Annotated in this window: 22 protein-coding genes; 8 read left to right on the top strand and 14 right to left on the bottom strand. The window is 68.7% G+C overall.

The genetic code is table 11. From position 1 onward, the window contains the following. The 5 genes from AC3WON_RS25620 to AC3WON_RS25600 form a co-directional block, all read right to left on the bottom strand. A partial coding sequence (locus tag AC3WON_RS25620) for a 5-oxoprolinase subunit C family protein (RefSeq protein WP_492353008.1) occupies positions 1-491 on the bottom strand: 491 nt, incomplete at its 3' end. Further along, complete coding sequence (gene pxpB / locus AC3WON_RS25615; RefSeq protein ID WP_010811490.1) at positions 488-1,135, bottom strand: 5-oxoprolinase subunit PxpB; 648 nt, start codon at positions 1,133-1,135, stop codon at positions 488-490. The genes AC3WON_RS25620 and pxpB, both read right to left, overlap by 4 nt. A gap of 241 nt (positions 1,136-1,376) precedes the next feature. Next, complete coding sequence (lipA, locus tag AC3WON_RS25610) at positions 1,377-2,372, bottom strand: lipoyl synthase (RefSeq protein ID WP_010811489.1); 996 nt, start codon at positions 2,370-2,372, stop codon at positions 1,377-1,379. Between the two features lie 40 nt (positions 2,373-2,412). Then, a complete protein-coding gene (gene lipB / locus AC3WON_RS25605) occupies positions 2,413-3,168 on the bottom strand; it encodes a lipoyl(octanoyl) transferase LipB (RefSeq protein ID WP_492320817.1) in 756 nt (251 codons plus the stop codon). 170 nt (positions 3,169-3,338) lie between these two features. Then, positions 3,339-3,707: a DUF2917 domain-containing protein gene (locus tag AC3WON_RS25600; RefSeq protein WP_492320792.1), complete on the bottom strand. Its 369-nt coding sequence runs from the start codon at positions 3,705-3,707 to the stop codon at positions 3,339-3,341. 248 nt (positions 3,708-3,955) lie between these two features. On the opposite strand from AC3WON_RS25600, the gene AC3WON_RS25595 reads away from it, so the two are divergent. Then, positions 3,956-4,912 carry a transcriptional regulator GcvA gene (locus AC3WON_RS25595; protein ID WP_492320793.1) on the top strand — a complete coding sequence of 319 codons (957 nt, stop codon included), beginning with the start codon at positions 3,956-3,958 and terminating at the stop codon, positions 4,910-4,912. 1 nt (position 4,913) lies between these two features. Here AC3WON_RS25595 and AC3WON_RS25590 read toward each other — a convergent pair whose 3' ends face one another. From AC3WON_RS25590 to AC3WON_RS25560, 7 genes are all read right to left on the bottom strand, one after another. Further along, complete coding sequence (locus tag AC3WON_RS25590; RefSeq protein ID WP_492320794.1) at positions 4,914-5,993, bottom strand: tyrosine recombinase XerC; 1,080 nt, start codon at positions 5,991-5,993, stop codon at positions 4,914-4,916. 25 nt (positions 5,994-6,018) lie between these two features. Beyond that, positions 6,019-6,705: a DUF484 family protein gene (locus AC3WON_RS25585; RefSeq protein ID WP_010811484.1), complete on the bottom strand. Its 687-nt coding sequence runs from the start codon at positions 6,703-6,705 to the stop codon at positions 6,019-6,021. A 151-nt stretch (positions 6,706-6,856) separates the two neighbouring features. Beyond that, a complete protein-coding gene (gene rodA / locus AC3WON_RS25580) occupies positions 6,857-7,999 on the bottom strand; it encodes a rod shape-determining protein RodA (RefSeq protein ID WP_492320795.1) in 1,143 nt (380 codons plus the stop codon). Positions 8,000-8,010: 11 nt separating this feature from the next. Beyond that, a complete protein-coding gene (gene mrdA, locus AC3WON_RS25575; RefSeq protein WP_492320796.1) occupies positions 8,011-10,317 on the bottom strand; it encodes a penicillin-binding protein 2 in 2,307 nt (768 codons plus the stop codon). A gap of 53 nt (positions 10,318-10,370) precedes the next feature. After that, positions 10,371-10,883: a rod shape-determining protein MreD gene (mreD, locus tag AC3WON_RS25570; RefSeq protein ID WP_492353007.1), complete on the bottom strand. Its 513-nt coding sequence runs from the start codon at positions 10,881-10,883 to the stop codon at positions 10,371-10,373. Then, the gene (gene mreC / locus AC3WON_RS25565; RefSeq protein WP_010811480.1) at positions 10,880-11,845 is read right to left on the bottom strand and encodes a rod shape-determining protein MreC; all 966 of its coding nucleotides are present in this window, start codon (positions 11,843-11,845) and stop codon (positions 10,880-10,882) included. The genes mreD and mreC overlap by 4 nt, the downstream gene beginning before the upstream one ends. A gap of 196 nt (positions 11,846-12,041) precedes the next feature. Then, positions 12,042-13,085 (bottom strand): rod shape-determining protein, encoded by a 1,044-nt coding sequence (locus tag AC3WON_RS25560; RefSeq protein ID WP_008648066.1) that lies wholly within the window; start codon positions 13,083-13,085, stop codon positions 12,042-12,044. A gap of 600 nt (positions 13,086-13,685) precedes the next feature. On the opposite strand from AC3WON_RS25560, the gene gatC reads away from it, so the two are divergent. The 6 genes from gatC to tam all read left to right on the top strand — a co-directional run bounded on the left by gatC (position 13,686) and on the right by tam (position 19,551). Then, positions 13,686-13,985 (top strand): Asp-tRNA(Asn)/Glu-tRNA(Gln) amidotransferase subunit GatC, encoded by a 300-nt coding sequence (gene gatC / locus AC3WON_RS25555; protein ID WP_035819367.1) that lies wholly within the window; start codon positions 13,686-13,688, stop codon positions 13,983-13,985. A 90-nt stretch (positions 13,986-14,075) separates the two neighbouring features. Then, positions 14,076-15,581, top strand: a complete 1,506-nt coding sequence (gatA, locus tag AC3WON_RS25550; protein ID WP_492353006.1) for an Asp-tRNA(Asn)/Glu-tRNA(Gln) amidotransferase subunit GatA — start codon at positions 14,076-14,078, stop codon at positions 15,579-15,581. After that, a complete protein-coding gene (locus AC3WON_RS25545; protein WP_492353005.1) occupies positions 15,578-16,054 on the top strand; it encodes a hypothetical protein in 477 nt (158 codons plus the stop codon). Before gatA ends, AC3WON_RS25545 begins: the two co-directional genes overlap by 4 nt. Before the next feature lie 17 nt (positions 16,055-16,071). Continuing rightward, positions 16,072-17,157, top strand: a complete 1,086-nt coding sequence (locus tag AC3WON_RS25540; protein WP_492353004.1) for a dienelactone hydrolase family protein — start codon at positions 16,072-16,074, stop codon at positions 17,155-17,157. Positions 17,158-17,246: 89 nt separating this feature from the next. Further along, positions 17,247-18,704 (top strand): Asp-tRNA(Asn)/Glu-tRNA(Gln) amidotransferase subunit GatB, encoded by a 1,458-nt coding sequence (gene gatB / locus AC3WON_RS25535; protein ID WP_492320799.1) that lies wholly within the window; start codon positions 17,247-17,249, stop codon positions 18,702-18,704. A 76-nt stretch (positions 18,705-18,780) separates the two neighbouring features. Next, the gene (gene tam, locus AC3WON_RS25530) at positions 18,781-19,551 is read left to right on the top strand and encodes a trans-aconitate 2-methyltransferase (protein WP_492320800.1); all 771 of its coding nucleotides are present in this window, start codon (positions 18,781-18,783) and stop codon (positions 19,549-19,551) included. 4 nt (positions 19,552-19,555) lie between these two features. On the opposite strand, the gene AC3WON_RS25525 is transcribed toward tam, so the two are convergent. Both AC3WON_RS25525 and AC3WON_RS25520 read right to left on the bottom strand, forming a co-directional pair. Further along, positions 19,556-19,942 carry a VOC family protein gene (locus AC3WON_RS25525; RefSeq protein WP_010811473.1) on the bottom strand — a complete coding sequence of 129 codons (387 nt, stop codon included), beginning with the start codon at positions 19,940-19,942 and terminating at the stop codon, positions 19,556-19,558. Between the two features lie 31 nt (positions 19,943-19,973). Continuing rightward, positions 19,974-20,411, bottom strand: a complete 438-nt coding sequence (locus tag AC3WON_RS25520; RefSeq protein WP_492353003.1) for a PaaI family thioesterase — start codon at positions 20,409-20,411, stop codon at positions 19,974-19,976. 174 nt (positions 20,412-20,585) lie between these two features. Here AC3WON_RS25520 and AC3WON_RS25515 point away from each other — a divergent pair, with 174 nt between their 5' ends. Next, on the top strand, positions 20,586-21,404 hold the full coding sequence (locus tag AC3WON_RS25515; RefSeq protein WP_492353002.1) for a CHAD domain-containing protein: 819 nt from the start codon (positions 20,586-20,588) through the stop codon (positions 21,402-21,404). The last annotated feature ends 48 nt before the right edge of the window (positions 21,405-21,452 follow it).

The raw sequence follows: 21,452 nt of genomic DNA, 5'->3' as shown, positions 1-21,452 counted from the left end.
ATCCAGTCGGTCTCGGCCGCCAGCCCCCGGCGCCCCGCCGCCAGGCGGTCGCCTTCCTGCAGCGCGCGCCCGCCCAGCCCGCCAAAGCCTGACTTCAGGTCGGTGCTGCGCGAGCCCATCACCGGCTCGACCTCGATGCCGCCCGCCACGCACAGGTACACGCGCGTGCCGCCGCGCGTCGACGGCAGCGTCAGCGTCTCGCCCTTGTGCACGTCAAAGGCATGCCACGACCACACCGGCACGCCGTCCAGGTTGGCGCCGCATTCGGCACCAGCCAGCGCCACGCGCATATCGGCATGGAAGCGCAGCGCGGCGCGGCCCAGCGTGAATTCAATGGCGGCGCAGCCCGGCGCATTGCCGAGCAGGCGGTTGCCCACCTCCACCGCCAGCATGTCCATGGCCCCGCAACGGCCCACGCCAAAACGGCGAAAGCCGGTACGGCCCAGGTCCTGCACCGAGGCGAGCGCACCGGGACGAATGATTTCGATCACGCGATGATTTCCTCGGCAACAAAGCGCACGGTATCGCCGGGCGCAAACAGGGACGGCGGATCCCGGTCCGCCACGAAGAGCTCGGCATCGGTGCGCCCGATCAGCTGCCAGCCGCCCGGCAGCACCGCCGGATAGATCCCGGTCTGCTCGCCGCCAATGCCGACCGACCCGGCCGGCACCGCCACCCGCGGCTCACGCCGGCGCGGCGTGGCCAGCTCCGGCGCCAGCCCGCCCATATAGGCAAATCCCGGCTGGAAGCCCAGGAAGTAGACGACGTACTCGCCGGCAGCGTGGCGGCGCACCACTTCCCGCGGCGTCAGCCCGGTATGGGCCGCCACATCGCCCAGGTCCGGGCCATGCTCACCGCCGTAGCGCACCGGGATCTCCACCAGCTTGCCGGTGGCATTGCGCGCCTCGCCGGAGGCCCAGGCGAGCTTCAGGTTGCGCTCCAGCGCGTCCACATCGGCGCTGCCGTCGAAGATCACGGTCAGGTTGTTCATGCCCGGCACCACGTCCACCACCCCGCGCCAGTCCTCGGCCCGGGCAGCCATCGCCCAGATCCGGCGCTGGACTTCCAGCGAGGCGGGGGGAGCCACGCTGTACAGCAGCGCCTGCTCGGCGAGTCGGTGGACGGTGCAGTTCATGAGATTCCCGGTAGCGCACTTGCTACCAGTTTAGGCAGGCAAGCCGGAATGTGACGTGCTTGTATTTCATCGATAATTTATCGATGAATTCATCATATCGAAATGAGACGAGGAGAAACAGTCAGGATTGACCCTAGGGGCGCAAGGGCCACTGCGACCGGCTGCACCATGGCCGGGCACCAAAGAAAAACGGCCGGGAAATCCCGGCCGTCTCTGCTCGATCAGTGTGCAACGCTGTCGTTCAGGCAAACCCCGCCTGATGCGCCTGCTGGTCAGCATGGTACGAGCTGCGCACCATCGCCCCCACCGCAGCGTGGGTGAAGCCCATCTTGTAAGCCTCTTCCTCGAACATCTTGAAGGTGTCGGGATGGACGTAGCGCAGCACCGGCAGGTGGTGGTTCGACGGCGCCAGGTACTGGCCGATGGTCAGCATGTCGATATCGTGGGCGCGCATGTCGCGCATGACTTCGAGGATTTCCTCGTCGGTCTCGCCCAGGCCCACCATCAGGCCGGACTTGGTCGGCACGTTGGGGTTGCGGCGCTTGAATTCCTGCAGCAGCTTGAGCGAGTGCTCATAGTCCGCGCCCGGGCGGGCCTGCTTGTACAGGCGCGGCACGGTTTCCATGTTGTGGTTCATCACGTCCGGGGGGCACGCCTGCAGGATGTCCAGCGCCTTGTCCAGGCGGCCGCGGAAGTCGGGCACCAGCACTTCGATGCGGGTGGCGGGCGACAGCTCGCGCGTCTGCGAGATGCAGTCGACATAGTGCTGGGCGCCGCCGTCGCGCAGGTCGTCGCGGTCGACGCTGGTGATCACCACGTAGTTCAGCTTGAGCTGGGCGATGGTGCGGGCCAGGTTGCCCGGCTCGTTCACGTCGAGCGGATCGGGACGGCCGTGGCCGACGTCGCAGAACGGGCAGCGGCGCGTGCACTTGTCGCCCATGATCATGAAGGTGGCGGTGCCCTTGCCAAAGCATTCACCGATGTTGGGGCAGCTCGCTTCCTCGCACACCGTCACCAGGTTGTTGGCACGCAGGATGTCCTTGATCTCGTAGAAGCGTGAGCTGCCAGTGGCGGCCTTGACGCGGATCCAGTCCGGCTTCTTGAGCTTTTCGGCCGGCACGATCTTGATGGGGATGCGTGCGGTCTTGTCGGCCGACTTCTGCTTGCGGGTCGGGTCATACTGCTCCGCGGGGGACTGCGGGGCTTCGCTGGAAGTGGCGATCAGGGCGTCGCTCATACATTTCTCCGCACGCGCTCAGCGTGCATTTCGCTTTTGACTAGGAGGCCGGGGCCGTCTCACCCGGCTGCTTCGCTTCAGCCGGGGCGGCAGTTCCTTCGGCAGCCAGCGCACGGGCTTCGTGCGCTGCCAGCACCTCGCACAATGCTGCCGCCAGGCGCTGTGCGATTTCCGGTTGTTGTGCCGCGGTCACGGGCAAGGGGGCGCCGTTGGCATCCGCCGCCGCGAAGGTGGCGCCCGCGCTGGCCATGTCGACTGTTTCCAGCCCGGCATAGCCGCAGGGATTGATGCGCAGGAACGGCGACAGGTCCATCTGCACGTTGAGGCTGACGCCGTGGTAGCTGCAGCCGTTGCGGATCTTGAGGCCGAGCGCGGCAATCTTGGCGCCCTGGCGCGGCCCGTTGGACAAATAGATGCCGGGGGCGCCGGGCTTGCGTTCGGCTGCGAGATTATACGCCGCGAGCGTGTCCAGCACCGCCTGCTCGATGCCGTGCACGAGTTCGCGCACCATCAGGCGGCGGCGGCGCAGATCGAGCAGCAAATAGGCCACGACCTGGCCGGGACCGTGATATGTGATCTGCCCGCCACGATCGATCTGCACGACGGGAATCTGGTCGTCCGGGGCGAGCAGGTGCGCGGGGTCGCCCGCCTGGCCCAGGGTGTAGACCGGCGGATGCTCGACCAGCCAGACCTGGTCGGGCGTCTCGGGCGTGCGTGCGGCGGTGAAGGCGCGCATCGCGTCGAAACACGGCTGATAGTCCTCGCGGCCGCGTTCGATGACTTGAATCGGATGCATGGCGAGAGTGTAACGAAAAGGGCCGGCTTGCGCCGGCCCCGCCTCGGTCACTTCTGCTGCCCGCTCAGGGCGTGGTCCGGCGGGAATCGTCCGATGCGTCACGCGACCAGACCAGGCGCAGATGCCCGCGTCCGCGGTGTGATGCGGACGATGCCCCGCCGGGCTTCGGCTCAGGATGCGGTGACCTGGTCCTGGTTAGGCGTCCATTCGGTGCCTCGAACCAGACGGCGCAGGCTGCGATACACCAGGTGCGGCACATCAGCCAGCGCCAGCGCCGGACGACGCGCTTCCGCGATCAGGGCGAGGCGCACTGGTTGCGGCGCACGCGGGTCAACGCTCAGCACCACCTCGTCACCGGAGCGCAGCAGCAGGCTGCCGCCACAACGCAGCCAGTAGTCCTCCGAATCGTTCTCGCGGGTCAGCCATACGTCGGTGCCGCGGGCCTCTTCGACATGCAGGCGCTGGGCAGCATGCACCGACAGCGTGGTGACTTCGCCAGGATTCAGGGTGAACACGGTCGTTGTGAGCACGGTTTTCATGGTGGTTCTCCGTTCAGCCGGCCTCGGCGGGGATACGCCAGACACAGTACGAATTCGCGGCGGGGCACCGGAACTGGCCCGGCAAGGGGACCAGGCCAGTTAAATCCTATGAATATCGCCGTGAAGTAAATGACTACTGCGGGGGCCGGTGATGGAATATTAGTGATTGCCCGACCACTATCAAAACGATATATTTTCTTTGTTCTTGTTAGACAAACTCACATACACACGACCGCCTGGAGACCACCATGGCCTGGAAAAGCGCCTGGGAAAAGGACCTGCCGCGCGGCTGGCACCGCGAGCTGCCGCGCCTGCCGGCGCTGACCGCGCTGCGCGCCTTCGAGGCCGCGGCGCGGCACGAGAGCTTTTCGCGCGCGGCCACGGAGCTGTTTGTCACGCACGGCGCGGTCAGCCACCAGATCCGCGCGCTGGAAGACGAACTGGGCATGCCGCTGTTCGAGCGCCACGGCAAGCGCGTCGCGCTGACGCCGTCGGGGCGCCTCTATGCCGAGCGCGTGCGTGACGCGCTGCTGCAGATCGCCGATGCCACGCGCGCGCTGCAGGCCGGCAACCGCGACAAGCGCCTCACCATCAGCACCATGCCGTCGTTTGCCGCGCGCTGGCTGACGCCGCGCATCGGCAGCTTTATCGAGCGCCACCCGGAGCTGGATGTCGAGCTGCTGTCGTCGAACACGCTGGTCAACTTTGCGCACGAGGAAGTCGATATCGCGCTGCGCATGGGCAGCGGCGACTATCCCGGCCTGTACGTGGAACGGCTGCTGGACGATGTCTTCTTCCCGGTCTGCAGCCCCGGCTTCAATGGCGGCCGCCTGCCCGGGCGGCCGCAGGACATGGCGGGGCTGCCGCTGCTGCGCGGCGAGGGCGATCCGTGGAAGCCGTGGTTCGAGGCCGCCGGGCTGGGCTGGCCCGAGCCGCGCAAGGGCCTGCTGCTGGAAGATTCCTCGCTGCTGCTGCAGGCCGCGTCCGAAGGCCAGGGCATTGCGCTGATCCGCTCCTCGCTGGCCTACAACGACCTGCTGGCCGGGCGCGTGGTGCGGCTGTTCGATGTCAGCATCCCCTGTCCATGGCTGCTGTACTTCGTATGCGCGCCGGGCTCATTGAACCTGCCCAAGGTGCAGGCATTCCGCGGCTGGCTGCTGCCCGAGATCGAGCGCTTCCGCGAGGTGCTGGCGCAGTGGGAGTGAACTAGTCTTCCGGCGCTTCGCCGGAGTCAGCAGGATCGGCGGCTGCGTCCGCCGCCGGCGTGGCGCGCGCCCGGCCGGCCCGCGGATGGGCCTTGTCGTAGACCTTCGCCAGATGCTGGAAATCGAGCGCGGTATAGACCTGCGTGGTCGAGATGCTGGCATGGCCCAGCATCTCCTGCACCGCGCGCAGGTCGCCCGACGACTGCAGCACGTGGGTGGCAAACGAATGCCGCAGCATATGCGGATGCACATCGGCCGGCACGCCGGCGCGCAGCGCCTGCTGCTTGAGCCGCAACTGCACGGTGCGCATCGACAGGCGCCGCCCGCGCGGACCGAGGAACAGGGCGTGGGCATCTTCCGGCAAGGCGCCGGGGCGCAGCATCGTGTCGCGCACCGCCAGCCAGGCGCGCAGCGCCTCGATGGCCTTGCTGCCGACCGGCACCGAGCGCTGGCGCGAACCCTTGCCGGTCACGGTGACTTCCGCCCCGGCCAGGTCGAGCCAGCCGCTGGAGCGGTAGCCGTCGGCATCGGCATAGCGCAGGTCCAGCTGCACCAGCTCGGACAGCCGCAGCCCGCTTGAATAGAACAGCTCATGGACCGCATGGTCGCGCAGTGCCTGGGCATCCGTGCCGGCAGGATGCGCGACCAGTGCCACCGCATGTTCGACCGACAGGGCCTTGGGCAGCGCGTGGCCAGAGCGCGGCGCGCGCACGCCGTCGACCGGGTTCACCGTGACGCCATGGCCGTGGCGCGCCGCCCACTGGAAGAAGCCGCGCCAGGCCGACAAGGTGCGCGCGATGCTGGTGCCGACCAGCCCGGCGCCATGCAGCCGCGCGGCAAAGTTGCGGATATGGTGGGTCTGCAGTGCCAGCAGGGCCACGCCGGGCGCATAACGCGCCGCGTGCCCCTGCAGCACGCGCAGGTCGCGGCTGTAGCTGGTCAGCGTGTGCTCGGCCAGCTTGCGGCTGCCGCGCAGCCAGTCCAGGTAGCGCGTGACCAGCGGCTCGGGTGCCGGCGGCGGGCCGTCGCTGGCAGGAGCGATATCCGCAACCACGCTGCGGGGCGGCCGGCGTGCAGTCATGGCGTCAGGCGTGGGCCGCCGCGCCTCAGTCGCGCAGCCGGTGCAGCGCGGCGCCGGCGACTTCGCCGATCTGCGACAGGTAGGCGGTGCCCATGCCTTCGTGGAAACGGCGCGGATCGGGCGAGCCCAGCACCAGCAGGCCAAAGGCTGCGCCGCGCACGTCGGCACCGGCCTCGGCATCGCCGGCACGCACCGGCACGCGCAGCGTCACCATCGCCAGCGAGGTGATATCGTCGCGCTCCAGCAGCCCCGCGGCCTCGAAGCCGCCGTTGCTGCCGCAGTACGGCGCACGCAGGCCTTCGGCAAAGATGCGCAGGTCTTCGCTGGCGCCCTGCGCCACTTCCATATGGACGTATTGCTCGGCCACATCCCACAGCCTGAGCGCCACCGCCGGCACATCGAACACCTGCTGCAGGCCGTCCTGCACCGCATAGGGCAGCGCGTGCGAATCGGCCTCGGCCAGCAGGCGCAGCTGCCAGGCATGCATGCGCTGCTGGGTGCGGTCGTTGTCATGGCCGTGGCGGACCAGGTCCGCCAGGCGCAGCTCCAGGCCCTTGTTCTTCTCGCGCAGGATTTCCATCTGGCGTTCCTGCAGCGACACGGCGCGGTGGCTGTGCGGGCTGGTCAGCTGCACCGCGGCCAGCAGCTCGGCGTGTTCTTCGAAGAATTCGGGGTGGCTCTGCAGGTAGGCGGCAACGTCTTGGGCGTTCATGGGGCGTGGACCGGTAGAGGTAAAGTGGGTGGCAGTTTAGCAAAGGGGACCGGCGGCACAGCCGCGGCCCCCTTTTTACAGGCTGCGCTAGTGTCCTGTTCCGCAAGTAACTTGCCAAAATTTCATGGCAAGGTATTTGCAGAACAGGACACTAGGTCTGGATCAGCCGCTTCTGCCGCGAAATGCTCATCAGAATGCCGATGCCCGCGCCCAGCGTCACCAGCGCGGTGCCGCCATAGCTCATCAGCGGCAGCGGCACGCCCACCACTGGCAGGATGCCGCTGACCATGCCCATGTTGACGAAGGCATAGGTGAAGAAGATCAGCGTGATCGATCCCGCCAGCAGCCGCGAGAACAGCGTCGGCGCATTGGCCGCGATAAACAGGCCGCGGAAGATCAGCAGCAGGTACAGCACCAGCAGCACCGCATTGCCGATCAGGCCGAACTCTTCCGAGTACACCGCGAAGATAAAGTCGGTGTGCTTTTCCGGGATGAATTCCAGGTGCGTCTGCGTGCCCTTGAGCCAGCCCTTGCCTTCGACCCCGCCGGAGCCGATGGCAATGATCGACTGGATCGTGTGGAAGCCCTTGCCGAGCGGATCGCTGGTGGGGTCCAGCAGCGTGCAGACGCGGTGCTGCTGGTAGTCGTGCAGCACCGGCCAGTTCACGCCCGGCGCGCACATATCGTTCTGGAACGTGATCAGCAGCGTGATCGCTACCACCAGCAGCCCCAGCAGCGGCAGGATCAGCCGCCACGACAGGCCGGCGAAGTAGATCACGTACACGCCCGCGGCCATCACCAGCAGTGCCGTGCCCAGGTCAGGCTGCTTGGCGATCAGGCCGACCGGGATCAGCAGCAGCCCCAGCGCCACCACGAAGTCGAACCACCTGATCACGCCCTCGCGCTTCTGGAAATACCAGGCCAGCATCAGCGGCATCGAGATCTTCATGATCTCGGACGGCTGGATCACCATGCCGACATAGAGCCAGCGGCGCGCGCCCTTGCGGATCAGGCCGAACATGGCCACCGCGATCAGCAGCGCCACCCCGACCGTGTAGATCGGCACCGCCACCCGCATCAGCGTCTGCGTGGGCAGGTAGGCGATCACGATCATCACCACATAAGACAGCAGGATATTGCGCAGCTGGTCCTCGACCCGGCCCGGCATGTCAATGGCGGCCGAGTACAGCGCCACGATGCCGGTGGCGAACAGCAGGAAGACGATCAGCGAGAGTGGTTTGTCAAAACCGGTCAGCGCGGTCTTGATCAGGGACAGGACGCGGCGTCGATCCATGCGCGTCTCCTTCAGCGAGTGGCGTCGGCACCGCTGGCTGCCTTGGCAGCCACGGGCTTGACGCGTGGTTTGGGCGCGGGCGCCTTGGCCGGCACGACCGGCGCGGAAGCCGGCGGCGGCACCTTCGGCTTGCTGTGGCCCAGCGCCTGCAGCATGCGTTCATCCAGCGTCTGCACGGCCGAGGCCGGTGCGATCGCGGCCGGGTCCAGCGCCGCCGCGATCGCGTCAGACGCCCCGGCACGCGCGCCCGACGCCGCGGCGACCGCGCTGGCGGCCGCGCCGCTGGCCGGTGCGCTGCCGCTCGACATCACCGTGGCGCTGGCAATGCTGGCGGTCTGGCCGGTGGTGAACACGCTCGGCGTAGCCACCGGCGGGCGGCCCGCCATGCGCTCGGCTTCCGGCGGCGCGATCGCCTCCAGCTCCGCCGGCCATTTGCCGGTCAGGTAGTAATCCATCACCTTGCGCGCGATCGGCGCGGCCACCGCCGCACCGAAGCCGGCGTTCTCGACGATCAGCGCAATCGCGATCCTGGGGTTGTCCGCGGGCGCGAAGGCCGTGTACAGCGAGTGGTCGCGCTTGCGCTCTTCGAGCGCATGGTGGTTGTACTTCTCGCCCTTGGCCAGGCTGTAGGTCTGCGCCGTGCCGGTCTTGCCCGCCGATTCATAGGCGGCGCCGGCGAACACGCGCGCGGCCGTGCCGGAATGCGTCACCGCCACCATGGCGCGCTTGATCACGTTGATGTCGGCCTGCTTGAGCGGGATCGTGTAGCTTTCCTTGGGCACGGTCAGCGTGCGCTTGCGCGTGACCGCGTCCTCCACGGCCTTGACCAGGTGGGGCTTCATCACCTTGCCGTCGTTGACGATGACCGAGGTGGCCTGCGCCAGCTGCAGGATGGTGAAGCTGTTGTAGCCCTGGCCGATGCCCAGCGAGATGGTCTCGCCGTCGTACCACCTCTGCTGCTCGGGCTTGCGGTAGGCGCGGCGCTTCCAGTCGGTGGACGGCAGGATGCCGCGGCTTTCGCCCTCGATGTCGATGCCCGTGATCTGGCCGAAGCCCAGCGGCTTCATGAAGTCATGGATGCCGTTGACGCCCATGTCGCGCGCCAGCGCGTAGTAGTAGGTGTCGCACGAGTGCACGATCGAGCTGTGCATGTCGACCCAGCCATGGCCGCCCGGCTTGTCGTCACGGAAGGTATGGTTGCCCAGCGTGAAGAAGCCGGGGTCGGACATGCCCCAGGCCGCGGTGCGCTTGCCGGTGGTCAGCGCGGCCAGCGCCATGAACGGCTTGTAGGTCGAGCCCGGCGGGTAGGTGCCGCGCAGCGGGCGGTTCAGCAGTGGCTTGTCGGGCGAGTTGTTGAGCTCGTTCCAGGTATTGGTGTCGATGCCTTCGACGAACAGGTTGGGGTCGTAGGTCGGCTTGGAGACAAAGGCCAGGATGTCGCCGGTGGACGGCTCGATCGCCACCAGTGCGCCGCGGCGGTTGCCGTAGAGCGCCTCGGCCAGCTGCTGCAGGCGGATGTCCAGCGACAGGATCAGGTTGTTGCCAGGCGTGGCGGGTGAGGTCGACAGCGTGCGGATGGGGCGCCCGCCCGCGCTCACTTCCACTTCCTCGAAGCCGGTCAGGCCGTGCAGCTCGCTCTCGTAGCTCTGCTCCAGGCCGATCTTGCCGATGTAGTTGGTGCCCTTGTAGTTGTCGGCGTCCTTGCGCGGATCGTATTTGGCGCCGTCGGCATCGTTGGCCTCGTCCATGGCCTCGATGCGTTCCTGGTCGCGCTGCGAGATGCGGCCCAGGTAGCCGATCACGTGCGAAGCCGACTCGCCCAGCGGGTACTGCCGGAACAGCCGCGCGCGCACATCCACGCCCGGGAAGCGGAAGCGCTGCGCTGAGAAGCGCGCCACTTCCTCGTCGCTCAGCTGGCTGCGGATCGGCAGGCTTTCAAAGCTGCGCGACTCTTCCATCAGCCGCTTGAAGCGGCGCCGGTCGCGCGGCTGGATATCCACCAGCGCCGACAGGCCTTCGATGGTGTTGTCCAGCGTATCGCCCAGCTTGGACGGCGTGATCTCCAGCGTGTAGGCGGAATAATTGCGCGCCAGCACGATCCCGTTGCGGTCCATGATGATGCCGCGGTTGGGCTCGATCGGCGCCACCGAGATGCGGTTGTCCTCGGCCTTGGCCGAGTACTGGTCATGCTTGTACCACTGCAGCCACAGGAAGCGCGTGAACAGCAGGCCAAAGCAGATCACCGTGAACAGGGCCGCGGCCGCCACGCGGATGCGGAAGCGGCCGATTTCCAGTTCGACGTTGCGGATTTCGGTCATGGTACTGCGTTGGCCAGGGATGAGCGTTTAGGTGCGGTCAGGTGCGTGCGGCGTCAGATCGGACGGGTCTCGTCGACATCGCTCGAACGGCGCTGCGGCGCCAGCAGCAGGCTGGTGGCCAGCGGCCACAGCAGCGCCTCGATCGCCGGTGCCAGCAGCAGATGCCAGCCCGGCAGCGGCGCGCCCATGGCCAGCCGGATCAGCACCGGCACCGCGTGCACGATGAACAGCAGCGGCAGCACGTGCAGCGCCTGGGTATAGACGGTGAACCACAGCACGCGGCGGTGGATGGTGATGGCGAAGTAGGCCAGCAGGGTGTAGGCCAGCGCGTGCTCGCCCAGCAGCCGGGCATCGTGCACGTCCATCAGCAGGCCCAGCAGGAAGGCCACGCCCATGCCCACCTTGCGCGGCTGGTGGATGTTCCAGAACACCAGCACCAGCGCCACCATGTCGGGGACCCACAGCGTGGTGCCCCAGGGCATCAGGTTGAACAGGAACGCCAGCACGAAGCTGAAGGCGATAAAGGCGGGATTGACCGGCCGCAGCAGGTATTGGGGATTGGTCACCGTGGTGCCTCCTTGGCGGGCGCGGCCTTGGCAGCCGCTGCGCTATCGGCGGCAGCGCGTGCCGCAGCGGACTTGGCGCCCTTGACCGGCGCCTCCGGCTTGGCCTCGACCGTTTCCCGCGCGGGAATGGCCGCGTCGTAGCGCACCACCAGCAGCAGGCGGTGCGCGCGCACGCCGGCCACCGGCTCGCAGTACACGCGCGAGAACGCGGTATCGGCCTTGCGCTCGATATGGACGATCTTTGCCACCGGCAGGCCCGGCGGGTAGGTGCCGTCCAGGCCCGAGGTCACCAGCAGGTCGCCCTGCTGCAGGTCGGCGGCGGCGGCCATGAAGCGCAGGTCCAGCTGGCCCGCGCGCGCGCCGCCGAAGGCCACGCTGCGCAGCCCGTTGCGCACCACCTGCACGGGGATGGCCTGGTCCTTGTCGGTGAGCAGCGTCACCTCGGACTGGAACGGCGACACGCGCGTGACCTGCCCCACCACGCCGCGCTCGTCGATCACCGGGTAGCCGGCGCGCAGGCCGTGCTGGCTACCCTTGTCGATCACGATGCGCTGGGTGTAGGGATCGCGCGCGTCATACAGGATCTCGGCGGCCGTTACCGGCGTGGCCGACTGCTGCGCCAGCCCGAGCAGCTTGCGCAGCTGGTTGTTCTCGGACTCCAGCTGCGCCTGGCGCACCGAGGCCTGGGCCTGCTGCACGGCGTTCTGGCGCAGTTCGCGGTTTTCGGTGGCGAGCATCGCCGACGACTGCGCATAGTCGAACATCGTGCGCAGCGCGTCGCGCGGCGTCAGCACCAGGCGTTCGACCGGCATCAGCACGGTGGCGGCAACCTGCCGGCCCACGCTGAGCGCGTCGAAACGGGCATCGACCACCAGCAGCGCCAGCGCGATACCCACGTACAGGACCAGCCTGGCGACAGCCGAGGTGCCTTGCTTGAAGAGCGGCGGAGGGGAGTAATCCATTTACCCGAACAAAGGCCGAAGCCCACGCGGAAACGCCCCGCCGCCCGCCGTGCCGCGCCCGGGTCCCTTGCGGGGACGGGAGCGGCAAGGCCGGGCGGCGGGAACTGCCAGGGCCTGGCCCCGGCGGATGAGGCGCCGCGACGCCGCCCTGATCGCTGGATCCGGCAGGCCGCGCATCGCCACGTGAGCGTCCTTCTTACTCGTAGGAGAAGATGCTGCCGAGCTTGTCCATGCGTTCCAGTGCCATGCCGGAGCCGCGCACCACGCAGGTCAGCGGGTCTTCGGCCACCAGCACCGGCAGGCCGGTTTCTTCCGCCAGCAGGCGGTCCAGGTCGCGCAGCAGCGCACCGCCGCCGGTCAGCATCATGCCGCGTTCGGCGATGTCGGCGCCCAGTTCGGGCGGGGTCTGTTCCAGTGCGATCTTCACCGCCGACACGATCTGGTTCAGCGGATCGGTCAGGGCTTCGAGGATTTCATTGGACGACACGGTGAAGGCGCGCGGGATGCCTTCGGACAGGTTGCGGCCCTTGACTTCCATCTCGCGGACTTCGGAGCCCGGGAAGGCCGAGCCGATTTCCTTCTTGATCGCTTCGGCGGTCTGTTCGCCGATCAGCATGCCGTAGTTGCGGCGGATGTAGTTGACGATGGCCTCGTCGAACTTGTCGCCGCCCACGCGCACCGAACCCTTGTAGACCATGCCGCCCAGCGAGATGATCCCCACCTCGGTGGTGCCGCCGCCGATATCCACCACCATCGAGCCCGACGGCTCGGACACCGGCAGGCCGGCGCCGATCGCGGCCGACATCGGCTCCTCGATCAGGTAGACCTGGCTGGCACCGGCGCCCAGCGCCGATTCGCGGATGGCGCGGCGCTCGACCTGGGTCGAGCCGCACGGCACGCAGATGATGATGCGCGGGCTCGGGCGCAGCAGCTTGCTGTCGTGCACCATCTTGATGAATTGCTTGAGCATCTGCTCGGTGACGGTGAAGTCGGCGATCACGCCGTCCTTCATCGGGCGGATCGCTTCGATATTGCCCGGCACCTTGCCCAGCATCTGCTTGGCTTCCTTGCCCACCGCCGTGATGGTCTTCTTGGCGTTGGGGCCGCCTTCCTGGCGGATCGCGACGACCGAGGGCTCGTCCAGCACGATGCCCTTGTCGCGCATGTAGATCAGCGTGTTGGCGGTGCCGAGGTCGATCGCCAGGTCGTTGGAGAAGTAGCTGCGGAGAAATCCGAACATCAGGAATCCTGTCTGTGGTGGTGTTCGCGGGTAGGCGAAGCGGCCGGCACCGCGAACGGCCCGGCCACGAAATACGTTGTGTTGAATACGGAATGGTTCCCGGCTTCCCGGTCCGCCCGCCGTCCGGCACGGGGCTGCCCGGGCCGGGATGGAATGGGAACGGCAATCGCCGGCGCACCGCGCGCGCCGGCCCTACGGGAACCTTTGATTAGACCCCGCGGAAAAGTTCGCGGAAATGTGCAGGCACCGGCGCACCATATCGAATCACTGCGACATGCGCTGGCCGGCTGCAGAGGCCTAATCAGAGGACCCAGGTCCGCCCTTCGGGCGCCTGAGGATGCCAGGCGCAGGCGCGCCTGCCAGCGGCCGGCTTGCGGCCATGTGGCGTAAGCGTTGCCAAGGGTCGGTAGCTCGCAATGATACCTTATAATTCCTGCTGCTTCGGGCGTTTACAGCCTGAAAATACCTGTAATTCCGACGACTCCGGGGCGCCACTCCGGCGCCCCCGGTCAGGCCATGGGCCGTGCGACGCAGCCGCCCCATGAGCCAGCCGCCGGCGCAGCCCGTGCCCCCGCATCCGAGCATCCGAACCACCACGCCATGGCCCTCGCTCTATCCGACGTCAAGCGCATCGCCCACCTGGCCCGCATCGAAACCAGCGATGACGAGGCCGCCCAGACGCTTGCGCAACTGAACAACTTTTTCTCGCTGGTCGAGCAGATGCAGGCGGTCGACACCACCGGCATCGAGCCGCTGGCCCACCCGCTGTCTGCCGTGCGCGACATGGTCCAGCGCCTGCGCGAGGACGTGGTCACCGAATCCGACCGCCGCGCCGACTACCAGCGCCCCGCGCCTGCCACCGAAGACGGCCTGTACCTGGTGCCCAAGGTCATCGAATGACCGCCGCCCGGCCCGGACCCGACGCACCCGTGCATCCTGTCCGGCGCCGGCCACCCGCCAGTACGCCACCCCTGATGCCAACCGACTGTCATGCCCTTTTCCGCTGATTCCGTGACCTCCCTGCGCCAGCTAGCCGATGCGCTGGCCGCGCGCTCCGTCTCCGCCGAGGAACTCGCACGCGAGTACCTGGCCCGCATCGAGCAGGCCGCCGCGCTCAACGCGTTTATCCACGTCGATGCCGAGCGGACCCTGGCGCAGGCGCGCGCCGCCGACGAGCGCCGCGCCCGCGGCGAGGCCGCGCCGCTGACCGGCGTGCCGATCGCGCACAAGGATGTGTTCGTCACGCGCGGCTGGCGTGCCACCGCCGGCTCGAAGATGCTGGCCAACTATGAAAGCCCGTTCGACGCCACCGTGGTCGAGCGCATGGCCGCGGCCGGCATGGTCACGCTGGGCAAGACCAATATGGACGAGTTCGCGATGGGCTCGTCCAACGAGAACTCGCATTTCGGCCCGGTGCGCAACCCCTGGGACACCAGCCGCGTGCCCGGCGGCTCGTCGGGCGGCTCGGCCGCGGCCGTGGCCGCCGGCCTGGCCCCCGCCGCCACCGGCACCGACACCGGCGGCTCGATCCGCCAGCCGTCGTCGTTCTCCGGCATCACCGGGATCAAGCCGACCTATGGCCGCGTGTCGCGCTACGGCATGATCGCCTTCGCCTCATCGCTGGACCAGGCCGGCCCGATGGCCCATAGCGCCGAAGACTGCGCGCTGCTGCTCAACGCCATGGCCGGCTTCGACCCCAGGGACTCCACCAGCATCACACCCGCGCAGGGCGGCGTGGACGAGGACTACACCCGCCTGCTGGGCCAGCCGCGCGCCGGCGCCACTGCCGAGCGCCCGCTCGCAGGCCTGCGCATCGGCCTGCCGAAGGAATACTTCGGCAAGGGCCTGTCGGCCGACGTCGAGCAGGCCGTGCGCGCCGCGCTGGCCGAGTATGAAAAGCTGGGCGCCACGCTGGTCGAGGTGACGCTGCCCAAGACCGAGCTGTCGATCCCGGTGTACTACGTGATCGCGCCGGCCGAGGCCTCGTCCAACCTGTCGCGCTTTGACGGCGTGCGCTATGGCCACCGCGCGGCCGAATACCGCGACCTGCTCGACATGTACAAGAAGAGCCGCGCCGAAGGCTTCGGCGCCGAGGTCAAGCGCCGCATCATGGTCGGCACCTATGTGCTGTCGCATGGCTACTACGACGCCTACTACCTGCAGGCGCAGAAGATCCGCCGCATCATCGCCGACGACTTCCAGCGCGCCTTCGCCCAGTGCGACGTGATCATGGGGCCGGTGGCGCCGACGGTGGCGTGGAAACTGGGCGAGAAGACCTCGGACCCGGTGCAGATGTACCTGGCCGACATCTTCACGCTGTCCACCAGCCTGGCCGGCCTGCCCGGCATGAGCGTGCCGTGCGGCTTCGGCGAGGCCGGCATGCCGGTGGGCCTGCAGCTGATCGGCAACTACTTCGACGAGGCGCGCCTGCTGCAGACCGCGCACGCGTTCCAGCAGGCGACCGACTGGCACCTGCGCCGTCCCGGCAAGGCATGAACATGACCGCGCGCTCCCCGCTGACCCTGCGCCTGATGGCCGCGGCCGCGCTCGCCGCGGCGGTGGCCGGCTGCATCCCGCTGCCGGGCGGGCTGGGCCGGCCCGCTCCAATCGCCAGCCGCGACATCGACCTGGCCGGCGACTGCCGCCGCACCGAGGAAGACGGCTTCCGCGAAGACGCCCAGCTGCGCGTGTCGGACAACAGCGTGCAGCAGCTGTCGTGGAAGCTGTGGGTAGGCAAGCGCGGCTCGTGCAGCTTCAACCTCGCTGACTTCCGCCAGGTCCAGAAGAAGCCGCATATCGAGCTGCGCGCCAATGACGGCAGCGGCTGCAAGCTGATGGTCTGGCAGGACCCGCGCCGCGTTACGCTGGCGCACGCCAACTGCCAGCAGCGCTGCACCCCCGGCATCTACGAAGAAGCCTGGCCCGTGATGTTCGAGCCAGGCAGCGGCGCCTGCGCCCGCACGCGCTGAAGCCACCGAAGCCGGCCATGACCCACGCACCCGCCACCCCGCAACGCCCGCCGCGCACCGCCCGTCCGGCGGTGGCGGTGCTGCGCGCCGCGGTGGCACTGGGGCTGGGCGCATGGCTGGCCGGCGCATCCGCGCATACACCGGAACTGCCCGCGCCCGCGCTGGCGCAGCCGGCGCCGCTGACGCCCGCCGGCGTGCTGGCGCCGAATGCGGTGAGCCGGGCCGCGCCAGGATCCGCGGCCACGGCACCCATGCCGGCGCAGCGTGTCCAGCTGCGCGGCGATGCGGCCACGCCCGCGCTCACCGCCTACTGGTTCCTGCCGCGCGAGGGCGCCACCCCGCGCGCGCTGCCGGTGGTGGTGGCGTTGCACGGCTGCGGCGGCCTGCTATCCGCGCGCCCCGCGCGCGCGGCGGGTGCCGCCGGAACCGCCCAGGCGGACGTTTCCGGACTGCTGCAGCAACGCTACCGCGAATACGCGCACTGGCTGAACGAGCGCGGCTATGCCGTGCTGATGCCCGACAGCTTCAGCGCGCGCGGCAGGCCCCACGGCATCTGCTCCGAACCCATCGACGCGCGCGGCATCGACGACCGTACGCGCCGCGCCGATGCGCTGGCCGCGCTGCGCTGGGTGGCGCAGCAGCCGGCGGTCGATACCGCGCGCATCGTGCTGCTGGGCTGGTCCAACGGCGCGCAGGCGGTGCTGGCCACCGTCGATGCCAGCCGCCCGTGGCCGGCCGGCACGCCCCAGGTGGAGCGCGCGGTGGCGTTCTACCCGGGCTGCAAGCGCGCCGTGCAGCAGCACAACTTCCGCCTGCGCGCGCCGATGCTGCTGATGATCGGCGGCGCCGACGACTGGACCCCCGCCACCCGCTGCGCCATGCTGCAGAGCGCGGTGCTGGCGCGCCAGCCGGGCGCGCGCTTCCGGCTGGAGATCTACCCGGGCGCCTATCACGGCTTCGACGGCACCAGCGAGCTGCATATGCGCCGCGACGTGCCGGCGGGCATGCGCAAGACCCAGGGCGTCACCGTCGGCGGCGATGCGGTGGCCCGCGTGGCCGCGCTGGCCCAGCTCGACTCATGGCTTGCCAGCCCCGACCCCTGACGGCCGGGGCAAGACCAGACTGAACCCGGGGCGGCTGCGCCGCTCCACCGCTACAGACAGAACCGAAAGAACCGAACAGGAATACCGCCATGCAATGGGAAGTGGTGATCGGCCTCGAAACGCACGCTCAGCTTTCGACGGCCTCCAAGATTTTTTCCGGCACCTCCACCGCCTTCGGGGCCGAGGCCAACACGCAGGCCTCGCCGGTGGACCTGGCTCTGCCGGGCGTGCTGCCGGTGCTCAACAAGGGCGCGGTCGAGCGCGCCATCCAGTTCGGCCTGGCGATCGGCGCCACTATCGCGCCGCGCAGCGTCTTTGCGCGCAAGAACTACTTCTACCCCGACCTGCCCAAGGGCTACCAGATCAGCCAGTATGAGATCCCGGTGGTACAGGGCGGCACCATCACCATCCAGGTCGAAGGCAAGAAGGGCGAGTTCTACGAAAAGACCGTCAACCTGACCCGCGCCCACCTGGAAGAAGACGCGGGCAAGTCCCTGCACGAAGACTTTGCCGGCATGACCGGCATCGACCTGAACCGCGCCGGCACCCCGCTGCTGGAAATCGTCACCGAGCCCGACATGCGCAGCGCCGCCGAAGCCGTGGCCTACGCCAAGGCGCTGCACTCGCTGGTGGTGTGGCTGGGCATCTGCGATGGCAACATGCAGGAAGGCAGCTTCCGCTGCGACGCCAACGTGTCGGTGCGCCCGCTCGGCCAGAAGGAATTCGGCACCCGCCGCGAGATCAAGAACCTGAACTCGTTCCGCTTCCTGCAGCAGGCCATCGAGTACGAAGTGCAGTGGCAGATCGCCGAGATCGAGGACGGCCGCAAGATCCAGCAGGCCACCGTGCTGTTCGACCCGGAAACGGGCGAAACGCGCGCCATGCGCACCAAGGAAGACGCGCACGATTACCGCTACTTTCCCGACCCCGACCTGATGCCGCTGGAAATCGACGCGAGCTGGGTCGAGCGCGTGCGCGGCGAGCTGCCGGAACTGCCGGCGGCGATGCAGGCGCGCTTTGTCTCGCAGTACGGCCTGTCGGCCTATGACGCCACCACGCTGACCGCGACCAAGGCCTTCGCCGCCTACTACGAGGCCGTGGTGGCCGACGCCGGCGCCGCCAACGCCAAGCCCGCGGCCAACTGGCTGATGGGCGACGTGGCCTCGCAGCTGAACCGCGAAGGCATCGCCATCGACGCCGCACCGGTCACGCCGGCGCAACTGGCCAGGCTGCTCGCGCGCATCGCCGACGGCACGGTATCGAACAACACCGCCAAGAAGGACGTGTTCCCGGCGATGTGGGCCGGCGAGCACGGCGGCGATGCCGACACCATCATCGCGGCCAAGGGGCTGAAGCAGATGTCCGACACCGGCGAGCTGGAGAAGATCATCGACGACGTGCTGGCCGCCAACGCCAAGTCGGTCGAGGAATTCCGCGCGGGCAAGGAGAAGGCGTTCAATGCGCTGGTCGGGCAGGCGATGAAGGCGACCAAGGGCAAGGCCAATCCGGCGCAGGTGAATGAGCTGCTGAAGAAAAAACTGGGGTAAGGGCTGGCTGACAGGGCCAGCGAACCGCTGCGGCAGGCGTATCCTACTGGCCTGCTCTAAAAGTCAGGAGATCCCCATGAGCTGGTCCGCCCATCAATACGTCGCCTTCGAAGACGAACGCACCCGCCCGGTCCGCGACCTGGTGGCTGCCATCCCCAATGAGATCGCGCGCAGCGCGGTGGATATCGGCTGCGGGCCGGGCAACTCCACCGAGGTGCTGCTGGCGCGCTATGCGGGGGCGTCGGTGACCGGGCTGGACAGCTCGCAGGACATGGTCGACGCGGCGCGCAAGCGCCTGCCCGAGGTGCAGTTCCGCGTGGCCGACATCGGCACCTGGGACGAGGCCGGGCCCTATGACGTGATCCTGGCCAATGCCGTGCTGCAGTGGCTGCCTGACCACGCCAGCCTGTTCCCGGCACTGGTATCCAGGCTCGCCCCCGGCGGCACGCTGGCCGTGCAGATGCCGGACAACCTGGAAGAACCCGCGCACCGGCTGATGCGCCAGGTGGCGGCGGAAGGCCCGTGGGCAGAAAAGCTCGCCGGCGCCAGCAAGGCCCGCGCCGAGCGCGCCCCGGCGCAGTGGTACTACGAGCTGCTGCGCCCGCTGTGCCAGCGCGTGGACGTATGGCTGACCACGTACCACCATCCGCTGGCGGGCGGCCCGGCCGCGGTGGTGGAGTGGTTCAAGGGCAGCGGCCTGCGCCCCTTCCTGCAGCCGCTGGACGAGGCCGAGCGCGCCGCCTACCTGGCGCGCTACCAGACCGAGATTGCCAAGGCGTACCCGGCGCTGCCGGACGGGTCGGTGCTGCTGCCGTTCCCGCGCCTGTTTATCGTCGCGACGCGCTGAGGCCCTACGCCGGCTTGTGGCACACCGCTTCGATGTTGTGCCCGTCCGGGTCCAGCACGAAGGCGCCGTAGTAGTTGGGGTGGTAGTGCGCGCGGATGCCCGGCGCGCCGTTGTCGCGCCCGCCCGCGGCCAGCGCCGCGCGATGGAAGGCATCGACGGTCTCGCGGCTGTCCACGCGGAAGGCCACGTGCAGCGGCGGCTGGTTGGGCGTGCCGCGGTGGATCCAGAAGTCGGGTTGCCCCGGCGGGCCGAAGCCTGCGACATCGGTGCTGCCGGTGACGCTGGCCGGGAATTCCTTGTCCAGCACATAGCCGATGGCGCCCAGCGCCGCCTGGTAGAAGGCACGGCTCTTGCCGTAGTCGCTGACGCTTACGCCGGTGTGGTCGATCATGGGTCGCTTCCTTTCAACGGTGGGAGGGGGCTCAGGCCAGGTCCAGCACGCTCATGGTGGCGTTCAGGCGGCTGACCAGCACCGATTCACCGTGGAGGTCGGCAAAGACATCCGCCTCCACCACGATGATCGAACGGCCGGACTTGAGCACATCGGCACGGCAGCGCAGCCGTTCGCTGCGCACGGCCCTGAGCAGGTTGATCTTGAACTCCGCGGTGACCACGTGCTGGCCTGCCTCCAGGATGGTGGATGCCGCCGCGCCCGCGGTGTGGTCTGCGATGGTGGCCTGCACGCCCGCATGGACGATGCCGCCGTGCTGCAGGTGGCGCGGCGCAATGTCCAGCGTGGATTCGCACCAGCCGGGCCCGCAGTCCGCCAGCGTGATGCCGACATCGTTGACAAAGGCGGCCTGGCGAAAGCCCGCCTCGATGGTGTCGCGCAGCAGAAGCCGTTCCTGTTCAGTGGTCATGGCTGTTCCTTGTCGGGTCCCTGCATCACCGGGATGTGCGCATTGCAGCGTGAAGGCGCGGGGCTGTCAACCATCCATGCGCCTGTTACGCCGCGCGGAAGCGGGCCGGCGTGCTGTCGCCTACACTGGAAGCATCCGCGACCCGCGTGCGCGCCTGAGCGCATGCAGCCCGCAATGATCGCCGACACCCATCCCCCCACACTGCGCCGCAAGACGCGCCCCGCCGCGGCCTTTGCCGCGCTGACGCAGGCAAGCCTGGCGCGCATCGAAGCGAGCCTGGCCCAGTTGCTGCGCCGCGACGAGCCCGAAGACCTGCACGCGCTGCGCGTGGCGGTGCGCCATGCGCGCGCGGTGCTGTGGGCGCTGGGGCCGTCGTTGCCGCGGCAGGAGCGCGATCGCTGGAAGCATGACCTGCGCATGCTGGCGCGCGCCACCAGCGACGTGCGCGACTGGGATGTATTCCTGGCCGAAACCATTGCACCGGCGCGCAAACTGGAACCTGACGATACCGTGCTGTCGGCCATCGCCGATACCGCCCGGGAGCGCCGCGACACCGCGCGGCAAACCATGCTGGCGGCCCTGGCCGGCTACCGTGACTGGCCGCTGCCCGCGCTGCATCGCGACCTGGCGCACCTGGCCCACCTGGCCGCCCGCGCCCGCAGTGACGGTGGCCGCCTCGGGCCCCTTGCGCGCAAGCGCGTGCGCCGCGGCCGCAAGCGCCTGCGCGCGCTGGCAAAGGCTGCACGCCGCGGCGATCCCCGCGCGGTGCATGAGCAGCGCATCGCCGGCAAGCGACTGCGCTATGTGATCGAGGCATTCGAGCCGGTGCTGCCCTCCCGCTACACCAGGGACCTGCATCGCAAGCTGGTCAAAGGGCAGGCGAAGCTCGGCCGCTTTGTCGACGGCATCGTCGCGCGCCGGCTGCTGGCCGAATGTCTGCAGGCGCAGGCAATGCCGGACGAGGCGCCGCGGCCGCTGCCCGGCGCCGGCTGACCACCCCGCCCGCCACGGCGGCCTGCCCACCGCGTGCCACGCCAACTG

The sequence above is a fragment of the Cupriavidus sp. FW305-46 genome (genome assembly GCF_058787075.1).
Note: the sequence above shows the minus strand (reverse complement) of the source record. Positions and strands in the feature narration are given on the sequence as shown.